Source organism: Thermoanaerobaculia bacterium (assembly GCA_035260525.1).
In the GTDB taxonomy this organism is placed as follows: Bacteria; Acidobacteriota; Thermoanaerobaculia; order UBA5066; family DATFVB01; genus DATFVB01.
In genome coordinates this window covers 1-13,799 of record DATFVB010000025.1, presented here as the reverse complement: position 1 = coordinate 13,799, position 13,799 = coordinate 1, and the positions used below count along the sequence as shown (strand labels likewise).

At 68.6% G+C, this 13,799-nt stretch carries 12 protein-coding genes and 1 tRNA gene; 2 read left to right on the top strand and 11 right to left on the bottom strand.

What is annotated here, in order from left to right:
- Positions 1-203: 203 nt before the first annotated feature.
- Positions 204-279 (bottom strand) — tRNA-Ala (locus VKH46_00985).
- A gap of 119 nt (positions 280-398) precedes the next feature.
- Here VKH46_00985 and VKH46_00980 point away from each other — a divergent pair.
- Together VKH46_00980 and VKH46_00975 are read left to right on the top strand one after the other, a co-directional pair.
- Complete coding sequence (locus VKH46_00980) at positions 399-2,021, top strand: sodium:proton antiporter (GenBank protein ID HKB69386.1); 1,623 nt, start codon at positions 399-401, stop codon at positions 2,019-2,021.
- Between the two features lie 150 nt (positions 2,022-2,171).
- Positions 2,172-3,242 (top strand): mechanosensitive ion channel domain-containing protein, encoded by a 1,071-nt coding sequence (locus VKH46_00975; protein HKB69385.1) that lies wholly within the window; start codon positions 2,172-2,174, stop codon positions 3,240-3,242.
- A gap of 51 nt (positions 3,243-3,293) precedes the next feature.
- Here the strand turns inward: VKH46_00975 and VKH46_00970 are convergent, their stop codons facing one another.
- The 10 genes from VKH46_00970 to VKH46_00925 all read right to left on the bottom strand — a co-directional run bounded on the left by VKH46_00970 (position 3,294) and on the right by VKH46_00925 (position 13,623).
- Positions 3,294-3,749 (bottom strand): universal stress protein, encoded by a 456-nt coding sequence (locus VKH46_00970; protein ID HKB69384.1) that lies wholly within the window; start codon positions 3,747-3,749, stop codon positions 3,294-3,296.
- A 33-nt stretch (positions 3,750-3,782) separates the two neighbouring features.
- Positions 3,783-5,060 carry an MFS transporter gene (locus VKH46_00965; protein ID HKB69383.1) on the bottom strand — a complete coding sequence of 426 codons (1,278 nt, stop codon included), beginning with the start codon at positions 5,058-5,060 and terminating at the stop codon, positions 3,783-3,785.
- A 78-nt stretch (positions 5,061-5,138) separates the two neighbouring features.
- Positions 5,139-6,272 (bottom strand): histidine kinase, encoded by a 1,134-nt coding sequence (locus tag VKH46_00960; protein ID HKB69382.1) that lies wholly within the window; start codon positions 6,270-6,272, stop codon positions 5,139-5,141.
- An 8-nt stretch (positions 6,273-6,280) separates the two neighbouring features.
- The gene (kdpC, locus tag VKH46_00955; GenBank protein HKB69381.1) at positions 6,281-6,859 is read right to left on the bottom strand and encodes a potassium-transporting ATPase subunit KdpC; all 579 of its coding nucleotides are present in this window, start codon (positions 6,857-6,859) and stop codon (positions 6,281-6,283) included.
- Between the two features lie 324 nt (positions 6,860-7,183).
- Entirely contained in the window at positions 7,184-9,220 is a 2,037-nt protein-coding gene (gene kdpB / locus VKH46_00950) for a potassium-transporting ATPase subunit KdpB (GenBank protein HKB69380.1), read from the bottom strand.
- A gap of 2 nt (positions 9,221-9,222) precedes the next feature.
- Complete coding sequence (kdpA, locus tag VKH46_00945; GenBank protein HKB69379.1) at positions 9,223-10,932, bottom strand: potassium-transporting ATPase subunit KdpA; 1,710 nt, start codon at positions 10,930-10,932, stop codon at positions 9,223-9,225.
- A gap of 10 nt (positions 10,933-10,942) precedes the next feature.
- Positions 10,943-11,032 carry a potassium-transporting ATPase subunit F gene (locus tag VKH46_00940; protein ID HKB69378.1) on the bottom strand — a complete coding sequence of 30 codons (90 nt, stop codon included), beginning with the start codon at positions 11,030-11,032 and terminating at the stop codon, positions 10,943-10,945.
- A gap of 205 nt (positions 11,033-11,237) precedes the next feature.
- A complete protein-coding gene (locus VKH46_00935) occupies positions 11,238-11,420 on the bottom strand; it encodes a hypothetical protein (GenBank protein ID HKB69377.1) in 183 nt (60 codons plus the stop codon).
- A gap of 110 nt (positions 11,421-11,530) precedes the next feature.
- Positions 11,531-12,208 (bottom strand): response regulator transcription factor, encoded by a 678-nt coding sequence (locus tag VKH46_00930; GenBank protein ID HKB69376.1) that lies wholly within the window; start codon positions 12,206-12,208, stop codon positions 11,531-11,533.
- A complete protein-coding gene (locus VKH46_00925) occupies positions 12,205-13,623 on the bottom strand; it encodes a DUF4118 domain-containing protein (protein HKB69375.1) in 1,419 nt (472 codons plus the stop codon). The genes VKH46_00930 and VKH46_00925 overlap by 4 nt, the downstream gene beginning before the upstream one ends.
- Between the last annotated feature and the right edge of the window lie 176 nt (positions 13,624-13,799).

Below are 13,799 nucleotides of genomic sequence, written 5' to 3'. Positions count from 1 at the left end.
GTTCGTCGATGATACGCCCCCGGTCTCCCCGAAATGGTCATCCGAGCTCATCATCGAAGCAGGAAGACTTTGGGGACAGGCACTGTGAAATCGGCCGCTGAAATCGACCCGAAATCGAGCCAAAGAGGGAACGCTTTGAACTCTTTTTTGAACTCGTCCCTCGCGCGCGCGAGGGGAAATGGGTCGTAAAGTATTGAAAAGAGTGGTGGAGCTGAACGGGATCGAACCGTCGACCTCCTGAATGCCATTCAGGCGCTCTCCCAACTGAGCTACAGCCCCACGAAGAGAGCGGAATCCTAGTCCAGCGAGGGGGTTCCGTCAAACCGGTCTTCGAGGGCGGCGGCGCCTGACCGGCGGGCGGCTGGGACGCCCCGCTCCTGTGCGATTAAGCTCCTTTCGTGCACTTCGAGGCGGTGTTCCTCGTCCTGTTCTCGATCGCGAGCGCCGTCGCGATCGCGGCCAAACGGCTGAAGATCCCCTACACGGTGGCCCTCGTCGCGACGGGCCTGGTCCTCGGCCTGGTGCACGTGGTCGAGGCTCCGCATCTCACGCGGCAGCTCCTCTACACGTTCATCCTGCCGGGCCTCCTCTTCGAGGCGTCGTTCCATCTGGATCTGGGCGATTTCTGGAAGAACCGGCTCGCGATCCCGATGCTCGCCGTGCCGGGCGTCCTCGCCACGATCCTCCTGACGGCGGCGATCCTCGCGTCGCTCGCGCACGGGCTCGACTTCATGCGCGGATTCACGTTCGCGCACGGGCTGATCTTCGGGGCGGTGATCGCGGCGACCGACCCGATCGCCGTCGTCGGGCTGTTCCGCGCCCTCGGCGCGCCGAAGCGGCTGCGCGTTCTCGTCGAGGGGGAAAGCCTCCTGAACGACGGCACCGCGCTCGTGCTCTTCGGGCTCGTCCTCGAGCTCGTGTCGGGAGCGCATCCGACCGCCGGATCGCTCGCTCTGGCGTTTTTCAAGGAAGTGGGCGCCGGCGCGCTGACCGGCGTCGCGGTCGGAACGGCCGTGAGCCGCGTCATCCGATCGGTGGACGACCCGATGATCGAGATCACGCTCACGACGATCGCCGCCTACGGGTCGTTCGTGGCTGCGGAGGCGATCGGCGGATCGGGAGTGATCGCGACGGTCACCGCGGGGATGCTGTGCGGCAACTACGCGGTCCGGAGCGGGATGAACCCTTCGACGCGGATCGCGGCCGAGACGTTCTGGGAATACGCCGCGTTCGCGCTGAACTCCATCGTCTTTCTCCTCGTCGGCTTCGAGCTGCGGGCCGCCGATCTCGCCGCCTCATGGGCGCCGATCCTCGTCGCGTATGTCGCCATGACCGCCGGCCGCAGCGTCGTCATCCTTTCGGTCGCCGCGCTGCTCCGCCGCACCCGCGAAAGGATTCCGTGGCCGTGGACCGCGGTCCTGACGTGGGCGGGCCTGCGCGGCGCGCTTTCGATGGTCCTGGCGCTGAGCCTCGCGGCGGACGTCCCGCAGCGGAGCCTGCTCGTCACGATGACCTTCGGCGTCGTGCTGCTCACGATCCTGATCCAGGGGAGCACCATGAGTCCCCTGATGAAGCGCGCGGGGCTCGTCGACCGGACGAAGCGTCGAAACGAGGTCGAGATCGCGCGCGGGCGCGCCGTCGCCGCGCGCGCGGCGCTTTCCGAGCTGGAGCGGATGCAGCAGGACTTCGTCGTGTCGCCCGACGTCGTCGAAGAGTTTCGAGCCCGTTACGCGACGAAGGCGGACGAAGCGGAAAGAGCGCTGGTCAAGATTCGCGGCAAGGAAGGCGCGGCTCCCGGGACGCTGCGCCGCGACGTCCGGCGGCACATCCTCGTCGCGGAGAAGGCCGCGCTCATCGCGGCGGCGGACCGCGGTCTCCTCGGCCCGGAGCCGTTCGAGGAGGTCGTCGGGGACGTCGATGCGAGGCTCCTCGCGCTCGATGAGGAGGTCGGGGAGGAGTCGTCCCGGGAGGGCGCCGAGGAGTCGCCGGACGCCGGACCGAGACCGCCGAAGCCGGGCTAGCGTCGGCAGCGCTCCGAACGGCGGCGGGTCCATTCTCGGAGACCGGACGCGGACGTCGCGCTTCGCTTTTCGCGATTCCGGCCGGTCCGGTGCTGGTAATCTGGCAGGGTGACCGGTTTCCTCTCAATCGGGCGCGAAGGCGCGTGGTCGATGGCAATCCTGGCCGGCGCGATCCTCGTGGCGCTCGGGATCCATCATCTCGCCTTCTCGGCGCTCGCACGGATCACGGCGCGGACCCGCAACCTCGTCGACGCGTCGATCGTTCGACACGCCCGCCGTCCGGCGCGGCTGCTCGCCGTCTTCGCAGCCCTCTTCCTGGCGCTGCCCGCCACGCCTCTTCCCGCCGCGCTCGAAGGCCCCGTCCAGCACGGGGCCGGGCTCCTCCTGATCGCGGCCGTCGCGTATCTGGTCATTGCGATGACGAACGTCCTCGACGACTTCGTCTCGAGCCGTTTCGACATCGCGGCCGCCGACAATCTGGCGGCGCGCCGGGCGCGAACCCGCACGGAGATGCTGCGGCGCATCGTCGTCATCATCGTCGCGACGGTCGCGGCCGGGCTGATGCTGATGACGTTCCCCGCGATCCGCCGCTTCGGGACGAGCCTCCTCGCCTCGGCCGGGGTGGCGGGCATCATCCTCGGGCTCGCGGCCCGGGAGACGATCTCGAATCTTCTCGCCGGCATCCAGGTCGCGCTGACCGAGCCGATCCGCCTCGACGACGTCGTCGTGATCGAGGGGGAGTGGGGCCGCATCGAGGAGATCCGCATGACCTATGTCGTCGTCCGGATCTGGGACGAGCGGCGCCTGGTCGTGCCGCTGTCGTATTTCATCGAGAAACCGTTTCAGAACTGGACGCGGACGACGGCAAACATCCTCGGAGCCGTCTCGCTGCACGTCGACTACACGGCTCCCGTCGAAGAGATCCGCCAGGAGCTGCACCGCATCCTCCAGGCATCGCGGCTCTGGGACGGCAAAGTATGGAACCTGCAGGTGACCGCCGCCTCCGATCGGACGATCCAGCTGCGCGCGCTCATGAGTGCGTCCGACGGGCCGAGGGCGTGGGACCTGCGCTGCGAGGTGCGCGAGCGCCTGATCGCGTTCCTGCAGCACCGCCGCCCGAGCGTCCTTCCGAGACTCCGCGCCGAGATCGACCGCGACGCCGAGCCGGGCAGCTTCCCACCGGAAACACCGGATCGTAAGACCGATCGGCAAGACTCGTGAAATGCGGCCCGGACTCGTTTTTCAACACCCGCCCGTCGACGGGCGGGGCGATCAGCGCCTCAAGCCGGGCGGCGCAACGAGGACCGGGATCGGGCAGCCGGCGAGGAGCTCCCGGACGGTGCTGCCGAGGAGAGCCGATGCGACCCGGCCGCGTCCCCGGCTCCCGATCGCGAGCACGTCGTACCCCTTCCTCGCTTCTCGCCGAAGCTCCAGGGAGGGCTTTCCGCGGAGCAGAAGGTGCCTCACCTTCCCCGTTCCCCTCGCGATCGAGGCGAACCGCTCGGCGTAATGGGTCCGCAGTCCGGCGGCCAGCGCCTTCCCCTTCCTTTTCAGAAGGTCTCCGCGATCCTCGGACACCGCGGCGCCCACGTCGGAATAGGGCCGGACGTGCGCGAGCGTCAGCGATGCTCCCGTCCGGAGGGCGAGATCTCGGGCCACCTCGTAGGCGAGCTTCGACTCGGGCGAAAAGTCGATCGCGACGAGCAACCGAAGCGTGCGGGGAGGCATCGCGGCTGATTTTAGCGCTTCCGGGCCGCGCCGCTATGCGCTCCCGGCCTCCGGCGCGGCGGGGGTCAGGCGCCGGGTCCGGACCCGCGCCTGGAGGAGGAGCAGCTCGTAGATTCCCGCGCCCACGAAATACACGACCGAGACTCCGAGCCCGACCCCCCGGGGCGTCCAGCGCGGGTGATCGAGCGCCTTGCCGGTCGCGAGCATCGACGCCGAGATCGTGAGCGTCACGAGCGCCTGGTCGGCGGCGAAGACGCGGCCGCGGACGCGGTCGGTCGTCTCCTGCTGCAGGAGCACCGTCGAGAGCACCCAGGTGATCGCGGTGCCGATCCCCGAACCGACGAGGAACAGGAAGGCGAGGAGAGCCGAATGCGCCAGCGAGGCCGCGGCGAGAAAGGCCCCGCAAATCAGGAATCCCCAGGCGAGGGTCCGCCGCGCGGCGGGGCCCTGCGTGCTCCCCCACCGCCGCGCGATGAACGGCCCGATCCCCGTTCCGATGCCGCGGGCGGCGAACAGGAACCCGATCCCTCCGGCGGCCGTTTTTCCGAATCGGAAAACGCGCTCGCCCCAGATCGCGAGCACGAGCCCCGTCCCGCCGGCGAGTCCGAGGAGCGCCTTCGCGCAGAGGACCGGCAGCAGGGAGGGCGCGCGGAGCGCCTCGCGAACTCCCGAGAGGAACCCCCGCTCGGAAGGATGCGGACGCGACTCGATCGGCGGGATCACCGCCCGGAGCACGAACCACGCGGACCAGAGGTAGCTCGCGGAGTTCAGGAGGAAGGCCGTACGCTCGCCGAAGATCGCGGTGAGGAGCCCGCCGATCGCCGCACCGGCGGCGAGCATCACCGACCACGTCGTCGCGGTCAGCGCGTTGGCGGCGAGAAGCCCTTCGGGCCGGACGACGCGCGGCGTCACGGCGTTGCGCGCGGGCTCGAAGAACGACGAGATCCCCATCTGGACGAAGGTCGCGAGATAGACGATCCAGATCCGCCCCGGCCGGTCGACGAGCAGGAACGCCAGCACGACCCCGGCGCGGGAAACGTCGGCCGCGATCATCACGAGCTTGCGCGGAAGGTGGTCGACGACGCGGCCGGCGAGCGGCGAGACGAGGAAGACCGGCACCATCTGCAGGACGTAGAAGATCCCGGCCGCGCTCCCCGAGCCGGTCAGCCGGAGCAGCAGCGACAGGACCGCGACCTGATTGAACCAGTCGCCGAGCAGGCTCCCGACCTGCCCGATCCAGATGCGCCGGAAATCGGGGTTTTCGCGGAGCACCGCGGCGTAGCTCTGGGAGGGGTTGGCGATCGAGGACATGGGAGCGGGAATTCTAAGTCCGGACGGAGTGGGCCTCGGAAGCCGGAAGGAAACCCTCGGGGCCCCGACCCGGCCCCGTCAGCTCCCCGTCTCAATCTCGTACACGTCGATTCCGGTTCCGATCTTCGCGAAGCGGTCGATCGGGCTTTTCGCGATGAGGCGGCTCCACCACGGCCGGCGGCTCTTGCCGAACATCGCGACCGTCACGTCGTTCTGCTTCGCGAAGCGGAGAAGCTCGCCCGCGACGTTTTTCGCCGACAACCAGACGACTTTCGCGCCGAGCTCCATCGCCAGCGTGACGTTCTCCGAGAGCAGGCGGTGATCCCGCGCCGACATCCGGTGCGGGTGCTCCTTCGGCGTGCGGACATAGGCGGCGAACCAGTTCGTGTTCATCCGGCCGGCGAGCGCGGAGGCTCGCCGCAGGAGCAGCCGGGTCGTCTCCGCGTTGGACGACATCGCGACCATCACCTTCGTGCCGACGGGACCCGTCTCTCCCGCGCGGTCCCGCGCGCGCCGGTCGGCTTCGAGCCGGTCGGCGATCGACCGCATCGCGAGCTCGCGGAGCGAGGCGAGGTTCTCGGGACGAAAGAAGTTCTCGAGCGCCGGCGTGATCCGTTCGGCGGGATAGATCTTCCCCTCGCGGAGCCGCTGGATCAGCTCTTCGGAGGGAAGGTCGACGTTGACGATCGCGTCCGCCTGCCGGAGGAGGCGGTCGGGGACGCGCTCCCGAACGTCCACCCCGGTGGCGCGCGTCACGACGTCGAACAGGGACTCGACGTGCTGGATGTTGACGGTCGTCATCACGGAGATCCCCGCCGCGAGGATCTCCTCGACGTCCTGGAACCGCTTCTCGTGCTCGACACCGGGGACGTTCGTGTGCGCCAGCTCGTCGACGACGACGATCTCGGGCTTGCGCGCGAGGATCGCGGGGAGATCCATCTCTTCGAGCTCCTTCCCCTTGTACGCGACCTTCCGGCGCGGAAGGATCGGCAGCCCCTCGAGCTTCTCCCGGGTTTCCACGCGCCCGTGCGTCTCGACGAATCCAACGACGACGTCGACGCCGCGCTTTTTCAGGTGATAGGCGTCCTCGAGCATCTGGTAGGTCTTCCCGACGCCCGCGGCATGGCCCACGTAGATCTTGAGACGGCCTCGTTTCGCCTTCTCGATCAGCCGGAGGAAGTCCTCGGGCGACGTTCGGCGATCGGTAGCCATGGCCGAGGCTATCTCCCGGGAAGAGCCCGGTCGAGATCGACGTTCGTCATCAGCACGTTCACCCGAGGATCGCCGATGAATCCGAGCGTCCGGTTCTCGACGTGCCGATCGATCGCGGCGAGCACGGCGCTTTCGGAGACGCCGCGCGCCCTTGCGATCCGAAGGGCCTGCCATCGCGCGGCGTCGGGAGAGAGATGCGGGTCAATTCCGGAGGCCGAGCTCGTCACGAGGTCCGCCGGGACCGGGCGGGGGTCGCCCGGCCGATCGGCGCGCGCGGCGGCGACCGCGGCCGCGACCGCCTTCGCGAGCGCCGCGCTCGTCGGGCCCAGGTTCGTCCCTCCGGAGGCCGTGGCGTCGTAGCCGTCCTTGCCGGCCGCCGACGGGCGGGCGTGCAGATAGCGCGCCCCGGAGAAGCTCTGGCCGATGAGCTCCGATCCCACGATGCGGCCTCCGATCTTCACGAAGGATCCGTCCGCGCGGTCGCGCCAGAGAACGCGCGCCGCCAGCGTCACCGCGGCGGGATAGACGCCTCCGAAGAGGACCGTCGTCGCCGCGACGAAGAGAATCGAACGAGCCAGCATCTTCATCCAAGTGCCTCCCAACGAGAATTGCGATAGCGGCGTTCGGTGCGCCGCGGGGTAAGCTGCAAGGCGACGCGATGCAGGCGATGCCGTAGCGATCGTCGAGTCGCGGCAACGCAGCCGATCGCCCCGCGCCGCCTGAACCCGAAGGGCGCCCGCACATTGCGAACGATCTCGGCGTTGCAACGCGGGCCTTCGCCGCGCCGAAGTGGCTTCGGCCACGCAGGCGGGCCCGATGCTACCGGCATCTGCTCCCGCGCCGTGCCTTGAGCTCGTCCGCAAGCCGCTGGCGCGCCGCACTCGCTATTCTCGTTGGCAGGCACTACAACCTCACGCGAGCCGGAGGGCCACGACGGCCATGTCGATCAGCTTGATTCCCGCGAAGGGCACGAGGATTCCGCCGATCCCGTAGATCACGAGATTGCGAGAAAGGATCCGGGCCGCTCCGAGCGGCCGGTATCTCACGCCGCGGAGAGCGAGCGGAATCAAAGCGACGATGACGAGCGCGTTGAAGATGACCGCCGACAGGATCGCCGACCGGGGGTTTCCCAGATGCATCACGTTCAAGGCGTTCAAGAGCGGATACGTCGAAGCGAACATCGCGGGGAGGATCGCGAAGTACTTCGCGACGTCGTTCGAGATCGAGAACGTCGTGAGCGCCCCTCGGGTCATCAGGAGCTGCTTGCCGATCTCGACGATTTCGATCAGCTTCGTCGGGTTCGAGTCGAGATCGACCATGTTCCCCGCCTCGCGCGCCGCCTGCGTTCCCGTGTTCATCGCGACGCCGACGTCCGCCTGCGCGAGGGCCGGCGCGTCGTTCGTGCCGTCGCCGGTCATCGCGACGAGGTTTCCCCCCTCCTGCTCGCGGCGGATCAGAGCGAGCTTGTCCTCGGGCTTCGCCTGGGCGAGGAAGTCGTCGACGCCGGCTTCCTGGGCGATGGCCGCGGCGGTCAGCGGATTGTCGCCCGTGATCATGATCGTCTTGATCCCCATGGCCCGGAGCCGGTCGAAGCGGTCGCGCATCCCCGCCTTCACGATGTCGCGTAGCGCGACGACACCGAGGACTCTGGGACCGTCGGCGACGAGGAGCGGAGTCGCTCCCTGCCCGGCGATGCGGTTGATCTCGTCGTTGACGGCAGGCGAAGTCTCGGCCCCTTCGCTCCGGACCCATTCCATGACGGCGTCGCCGGCGCCCTTCCGGATCTTCCGGCCGTTGAAATCGACGCCCGACATCCGGGTCGTGGCCGAGAACGGAATGAAGTTCATGCCGGCGACGTGCCGGCCGCGAAGGTTGTGCCGCTCCTTGGCGAGGACGACGATTGACCGTCCCTCCGGCGTCTCGTCGGCGAGCGAGGAGAGCTGGGCCGCCTCGGCGAGCTCCTCCGCCGCGACGCCCTCGGCGGGGACGAAGTCGGTCGCCTGGCGGTTCCCGAGCGTGATCGTCCCCGTCTTGTCGAGGAGCAGCACGTTGACGTCTCCCGCGGCTTCGACCGCGCGCCCCGACATCGCGAGAACGTTGTGCTGGAGGACGCGGTCCATTCCGGCGATGCCGATGGCCGAGAGGAGGCCGCCGATCGTCGTCGGAATGAGGCAGACGAGGAGCGCGATCAGGACGGCGGTCGTCGCCTGTCCGCCGGCATAGAGCGCGAAGGGGCGGAGGGTCACGGTCGCGATCAGGAAGACGATCGTGAGGCCGGAAAGAAGGATCGAGAGCGCGATCTCGTTGGGGGTCTTCTGCCGCTGCGCGCCCTCGACGAGCGCGATCATCCGGTCGATGAACGTCTCGCCGGGGTTCGACGTGATCGCGACGACGATGCGGTCGGAAAGGACCCGGGTGCCTCCGGTGACGGCCGAACGGTCTCCTCCCGATTCGCGGATGACGGGAGCCGACTCGCCGGTGATCGCGGATTCGTCGACCGAGGCGATCCCCTCGACGACCGTGCCGTCGCCCGGAATCATCTGCCCGGCTTCGACCACGACGCGGTCGCCCTTGCGGAGCGCGGTCGCGGCAACGACCTCCTCACCCTTGCGGCCGAGCCGGCGCGCCGTCATCTCCGTCTTTCCCTTGCGGAGCGCCTCCGCCTGCGCCTTTCCCCGGCCCTCCGCCATGGCTTCGGCGAAGTTCGCGAAGAGGAGCGTGAACCAGAGCCAGACGGCGATCTGGACGTTGAACAGGATCTCCCCGCCGCGCGCGGCGTCCCGCACGAGGAGAAGGGTCACGAGCGCCGCGCCGGCCAGCACCACGAACATGACCGGGTTCTTCATCTGGACCTTCGGAGCGAGCTTCCGGAAGGAATCGCGGATCGCCGGCCGGACGATCGCCGGATCGAAGAGCTTGCGTCGTGCCGTCTTTGCCACGTCGGTCATCCTCAGAAGAGCGTCCCGGCCTGCATCGCAAGCTGCTCCACGATCGGGCCGAGCGAGAAGGCCGGAAAGAACGTCAGTGCGCCGACGATGACGATCACGCCGACGAGGAGGAACGTGAAGAGCGGGCCGGTCACCGGGAACGTCCCGGCGGACTCCGGGATCTTCTTCTTCGCCGCAAGCGACCCCGCGATCCCGAGGATCGGGATGATCATCCAGAACCGGCCGAAGAACATGTCGAACCCGAGCGTCGTGTTGTACCAGAGCGTGTTGGCGTTCAGGCCCGCGAAGGCGGAGCCGTTGTTCCCCGCGCCGGATTCGTACGCGTAGAGGATCTCCGAGAAGCCGTGGGGACCGGCGTTGGCGAGCGAGGAGAGGCCCGGCTTCCCCCGCGCGGCGGCTGCCGAGAAGCCGAGGATGATGAGCGTCAGGATCAGGACCGAGAGCATCGCGAGCTTCACTTCGTGGGCCTCGATCTTCTTGCCGAGATACTCCGGCGTGCGTCCGACCATGAGGCCGGCGATGAAGACCGAGAGGACGACGAAGACGAACATTCCGTAGAGGCCCGCGCCGACGCCCCCGAAGACCACCTCCCCCGTCGCGATGTTGGCGAGCGGGACGAGACCCCCGAGCGGCGTATAGGAGTCGTGCCAGGAGTTGATCGCGCCGCAGGAAGCGTCCGTCGTGATTGTCGCAAAGAGGGTCGAGTCGCCGATCCCGAACCGGACCTCCTTCCCCTCCATGTTTCCGGCCGACGTTTCGACGCCCGCCTTCTGGTGGATCGGGTTGCCCCGCCGCTCGGAGACGTTCGCGACGATGACGCCGGCGAGAAAGAGGATCGCCATCGCGGCGAAGACCGCCCAGCCGTGCCGGACCGAGCCGGTCATCCGCCCGAGCGTGTTCGTCAGCCCCGCGCCGATCGCGAAGATCAGCAGCATCTCGACGAAGTTCGTCCCGGGCGTGGGGTTCTCGTACGGGTGGGCGGAGTTGGCGTTGAAGAAGCCGCCGCCGTTGGTGCCGAGCTCCTTGATCGCCTCCTGCGAGGCGACCGGTCCTTGCGGGATCTTCTGGGTCCTTCCCTCGAGGGTCGTCACGGAGACGTCGGCCCGGAAGTTCTGGACGACCCCACGAGAGACGAGGAACAGAGCGGCGGCGAACGAGAACGGCAGGAGCACCCAGAGGAGCGCGCGGGTGCAGTCGAACCAGAAGTTTCCGATTCCTTTCGCCTTCTCGCGCGCGATCCCCCGGATCACGGCGACCGCGATCGCGATGCCGGTCGCGGCCGACAGGAAGTTGTGGTACGCGAGCCCCGCCATCTGGGTGAAGAACGACATCGTCGATTCGCCCGAGTAGCCCTGCCAGTTCGTGTTCGTCGTGAACGAGACCGCGGTGTTCCAGGAGGAATCCGGGGAGACATTGCCGAAGTGATTGGGGTTGAGCGGCAGCCACTTCTGGAGCCGCTGCATGAGGTACAGGACGACGAGCGACACCGCGTTGACCAGAAGCATCGCGATCGTCCATTCGACCCAGGTCTGGTCGCGCTCGGCGTCGACGCGGCAGATCCGGTAAACCGCCCGCTCGACGGGCCGGAGGAGCGGGTCGAGGAGGGTCCTTCGGCCGTCGAACACGCGCGTCATGTAGCGGCCGACGATGGGCGTGATCGCGACGATGATCGCGAAATACACGAGGATTTCGATCAGGTTCGGCGAGGTCATGGTCGGGACCTCACACCTTCTCCGCCCGGACCATCGTCCAGAGCAGATAGCCGAGCAGGAAAAGCGTCACGAGCAGACCGAGAGCGTCTTCCCATCCCACGGCGCACCTCTCTCACATCCGGTCGCAGCGCCGCACATACCAGACCGAGGCCCGGAAGAGCAGAACGGTCAGGGCGAGAAAGATCAGATCGGCCATCGTCGTTTCTCCTTCGCGCTGCACCCGACGGCGCCCGGAAATTTTTCTTCCCGACTCCGCGACAAACGATTTCGGCGTCGGAGAGGGTCGAAGGAGGCGGTCGAGCGCATCATCGGAAGCGGCCACCGCGTCGCCGGTCGACGCCAGGCCCGATGGCACGATCGAGCAGGACGGCGTAGCCGATCAGGCCGACGCCCCGGAGCTCGTCTCGTTTCGCACCGCCCGGACGGAGCCTCAGGTCGGAGAAAAAGCAGGCGGCCACGACGGCGACGGCGGCCAGGGCCAGCGTCATCCGGGATCGGCGCGGAAGCAGACCACGGTGGCTCACCGCCGAAGAATCGCGCGCGGGGCCGGAAAGAGTCCGGAAGAATCGAGAAAGAAGTTCGAAAGATCCGGCGGGCGCTATTCGCCCGGGTTGAAGCGATAGCCGACCCAGGGCTCCGTCACGATGTGTCGGGGCCGATTCGGGTCGGGCTCGATCTTCCGCCGGAGGCTTCCGACGTGGACGCGCACGGTGTCGTTCGTGACGCCGCCGCTCCCCTGCCAGACCGCGGCGATGAGCTGCCGGTGCGTCCAGAGGACGCCCGGCTTCGAGAGGAACGTCTCGAGCAGCGCGAACTCGGTCGGGGTCAGATGCAGTTCGCGGCCCCCCCGGACGACGCGCTTGCCGGCGAGGTCGACCTCCACGTCGCCGAACCGGGCCGGGCCGGAGGAGGCGGGCGCCAGCCGGCGCAGGAGCGCCCGGACCCGCGCGAGGAGCTCCGCGACGCCGAACGGCTTCACGACGTAGTCGTCGGCGCCGGCGTCGAGGAGGGCGACCTTCTCCTTTTCCTCGGCGCGAACCGTGAGCACCAGAATCGGGACTTCGGAAACCTTCCGGATCTGGCGCACGAGGCCGAGTCCGTCCACGTTCGGCATCGACAGGTCCGTGATCACGAGGTCGAACGGCGCCGTTTCGGCCCGCTCGATCGCTTCCCGCCCGTCCGCCGCCGTTTCGACCTCGAATCCTTCGCGGGCGAGCGCCTCCCGGATCACCTTCCGGATCGCCGGATCGTCGTCGGCGACGAGGACCCGTTTCACGATTCCTCCGCCGCGAGCCGGATCTCGAACGTCGTACCTCCGGCGGGCGACGCCGCGAGCGAGAGCCGGCCGCCGTTTTGCTCCGTCAGGCTCCGCGCGATGTAGAGGCCGAGTCCGCTCCCGGGAGCTCCCGCCCCGCCGCCGAGCCGGACGAACTTCTCCATGGCGCGCTCGCGATCGGACGGCGGGATTCCCGGACCCGAGTCGGTCACCCGGAAAACGGCATCCGGCCCCTCCCGGAAGACCGAGAACCGGACCTCGCTCCCCGCCGGCGAGTAGCGGCCCGCATTTTCGAGCCCCATCCCGATCGCCTCGGTGATTTGAGCCGGGTCGACCGAGACCCGGGTCTCGGCGCCGGAAACGTCCACGACGAGGGAGTGTCCCTCGAGCGCGTTTCCGAACCGGGCCACCGCCGCTTCGGCGATCGCGCCGCAGGAGACGCGCTCGCGGCTCGGCCGGGCGGTTCCCGCCTCCAGGCGGACGACGTTCAGCAGGTCCTCCACCAGCCGGGTGAGGCGCTCGAGCGCGCCGACGACTTCCCGCGACTCGCCGCTCTCGCCGGCTCGCCGTCCCCAGTTCTCCACCGATCCGCGCGCGGCGGCGAGCGGAGTCTTCAGGTCGTGCCCGAGGGTCGCGAGCAGGGTCGATTTCATCTCGTCCCGCGCCCGGGCGCCTTCCGCCTCGCGCGCGATCCTCAGGAACTTCTCCCGTTCGAGAGCGAGCCCGGTGAGGGCAGCGCATCCTTCGGCCATCCGGTCGCTCCGGCGCGCGCCGCGCACGGCGAGCGCGCCGACCCTGTGGACGCCGAGCGGGATCGGAAGATAGAGATCGCTGCCGCCCAGAGCCGAAGGGAACGCCGCCGAGTTTCCCTGCCGATAGGCGATCTCCGCGAGGTCGGACCGCAGCTCGCCGGCGCCCGAGGACGCGGCGTTGACGAGCTGTCCCCTTCCGTCTTCGAGGAAGATCGCCGCCTGATCGCACTCGAGCGCGCGGCGGACCCGGTCGCTGACGACGCCGAGGAGCGATTCCCGGTTCGTGTCGGCGAGGAACGACTGGGAAAGCGCGGTCAGGGTCAGGAGGTCGCTTCGTTCCTGCTCCAGGAGGCGGAGCCGAAGCCGCGAGAGCGCCGAGAGGCGGCCGATCACGAGCCCCGCGGCGAGGAAGACGGTGAGCGCCACGACGTTCTGGGGATCGTGGATCGTGAACGTGTAGAGCGGCGGAAGGAAGAAGAAATTGAAGGCGAGCGTGGCGAGAACGGCCGCGAAGACTCCCGGACCGCTTTCCCAGACCCACGCGACCAGAAACACGACCACGAGGAGGAGAAGGGCCTGCGCGGCGTCGGTCAATCCGGCGACGAGTTTCAAGCCCCCGACGACGAGGGCCACCAGCACGATCGCCGCGCCGTACCCGGCCAACGCCGACGATCGTCCCCGCGGACCTTCGCCCGGCATACGCTAGTGTCCCGTCCCGGAAATAGCTTCGGCGTCGTTCGGAGCGCCGCGGGGTAAGCTGCCAGTCGCCGCGACGATGGCGATGCGTTGCCATCGTCGAGTCGCGGCGGCGCCGCAGATTGCCCCGCGCCGCCCGAACC

What these genes read in the sequence shown, in the direction of transcription:
- VKH46_00975 (HKB69385.1), top strand. Translation starts at nt 2,172, where the DNA reads ATGGCAATCCTGGCCGGCGCGATCCTCGTGGCGCTCGGGATCCATCAT.
- VKH46_00970 (HKB69384.1), bottom strand. Translation starts at nt 3,749, where the DNA reads ATGCCTCCCCGCACGCTTCGGTTGCTCGTCGCGATCGACTTTTCGCCC.
- VKH46_00965 (HKB69383.1), bottom strand. Translation starts at nt 5,060, where the DNA reads ATGTCCTCGATCGCCAACCCCTCCCAGAGCTACGCCGCGGTGCTCCGC.
- VKH46_00960 (HKB69382.1), bottom strand. Translation starts at nt 6,272, where the DNA reads ATGGCTACCGATCGCCGAACGTCGCCCGAGGACTTCCTCCGGCTGATC.
- kdpC (HKB69381.1), bottom strand. Translation starts at nt 6,859, where the DNA reads ATGAAGATGCTGGCTCGTTCGATTCTCTTCGTCGCGGCGACGACGGTC.
- kdpB (HKB69380.1), bottom strand. Translation starts at nt 9,220, where the DNA reads ATGACCGACGTGGCAAAGACGGCACGACGCAAGCTCTTCGATCCGGCG.
- kdpA (HKB69379.1), bottom strand. Translation starts at nt 10,932, where the DNA reads ATGACCTCGCCGAACCTGATCGAAATCCTCGTGTATTTCGCGATCATC.
- VKH46_00935 (HKB69377.1), bottom strand. Translation starts at nt 11,420, where the DNA reads ATGACGCTGGCCCTGGCCGCCGTCGCCGTCGTGGCCGCCTGCTTTTTC.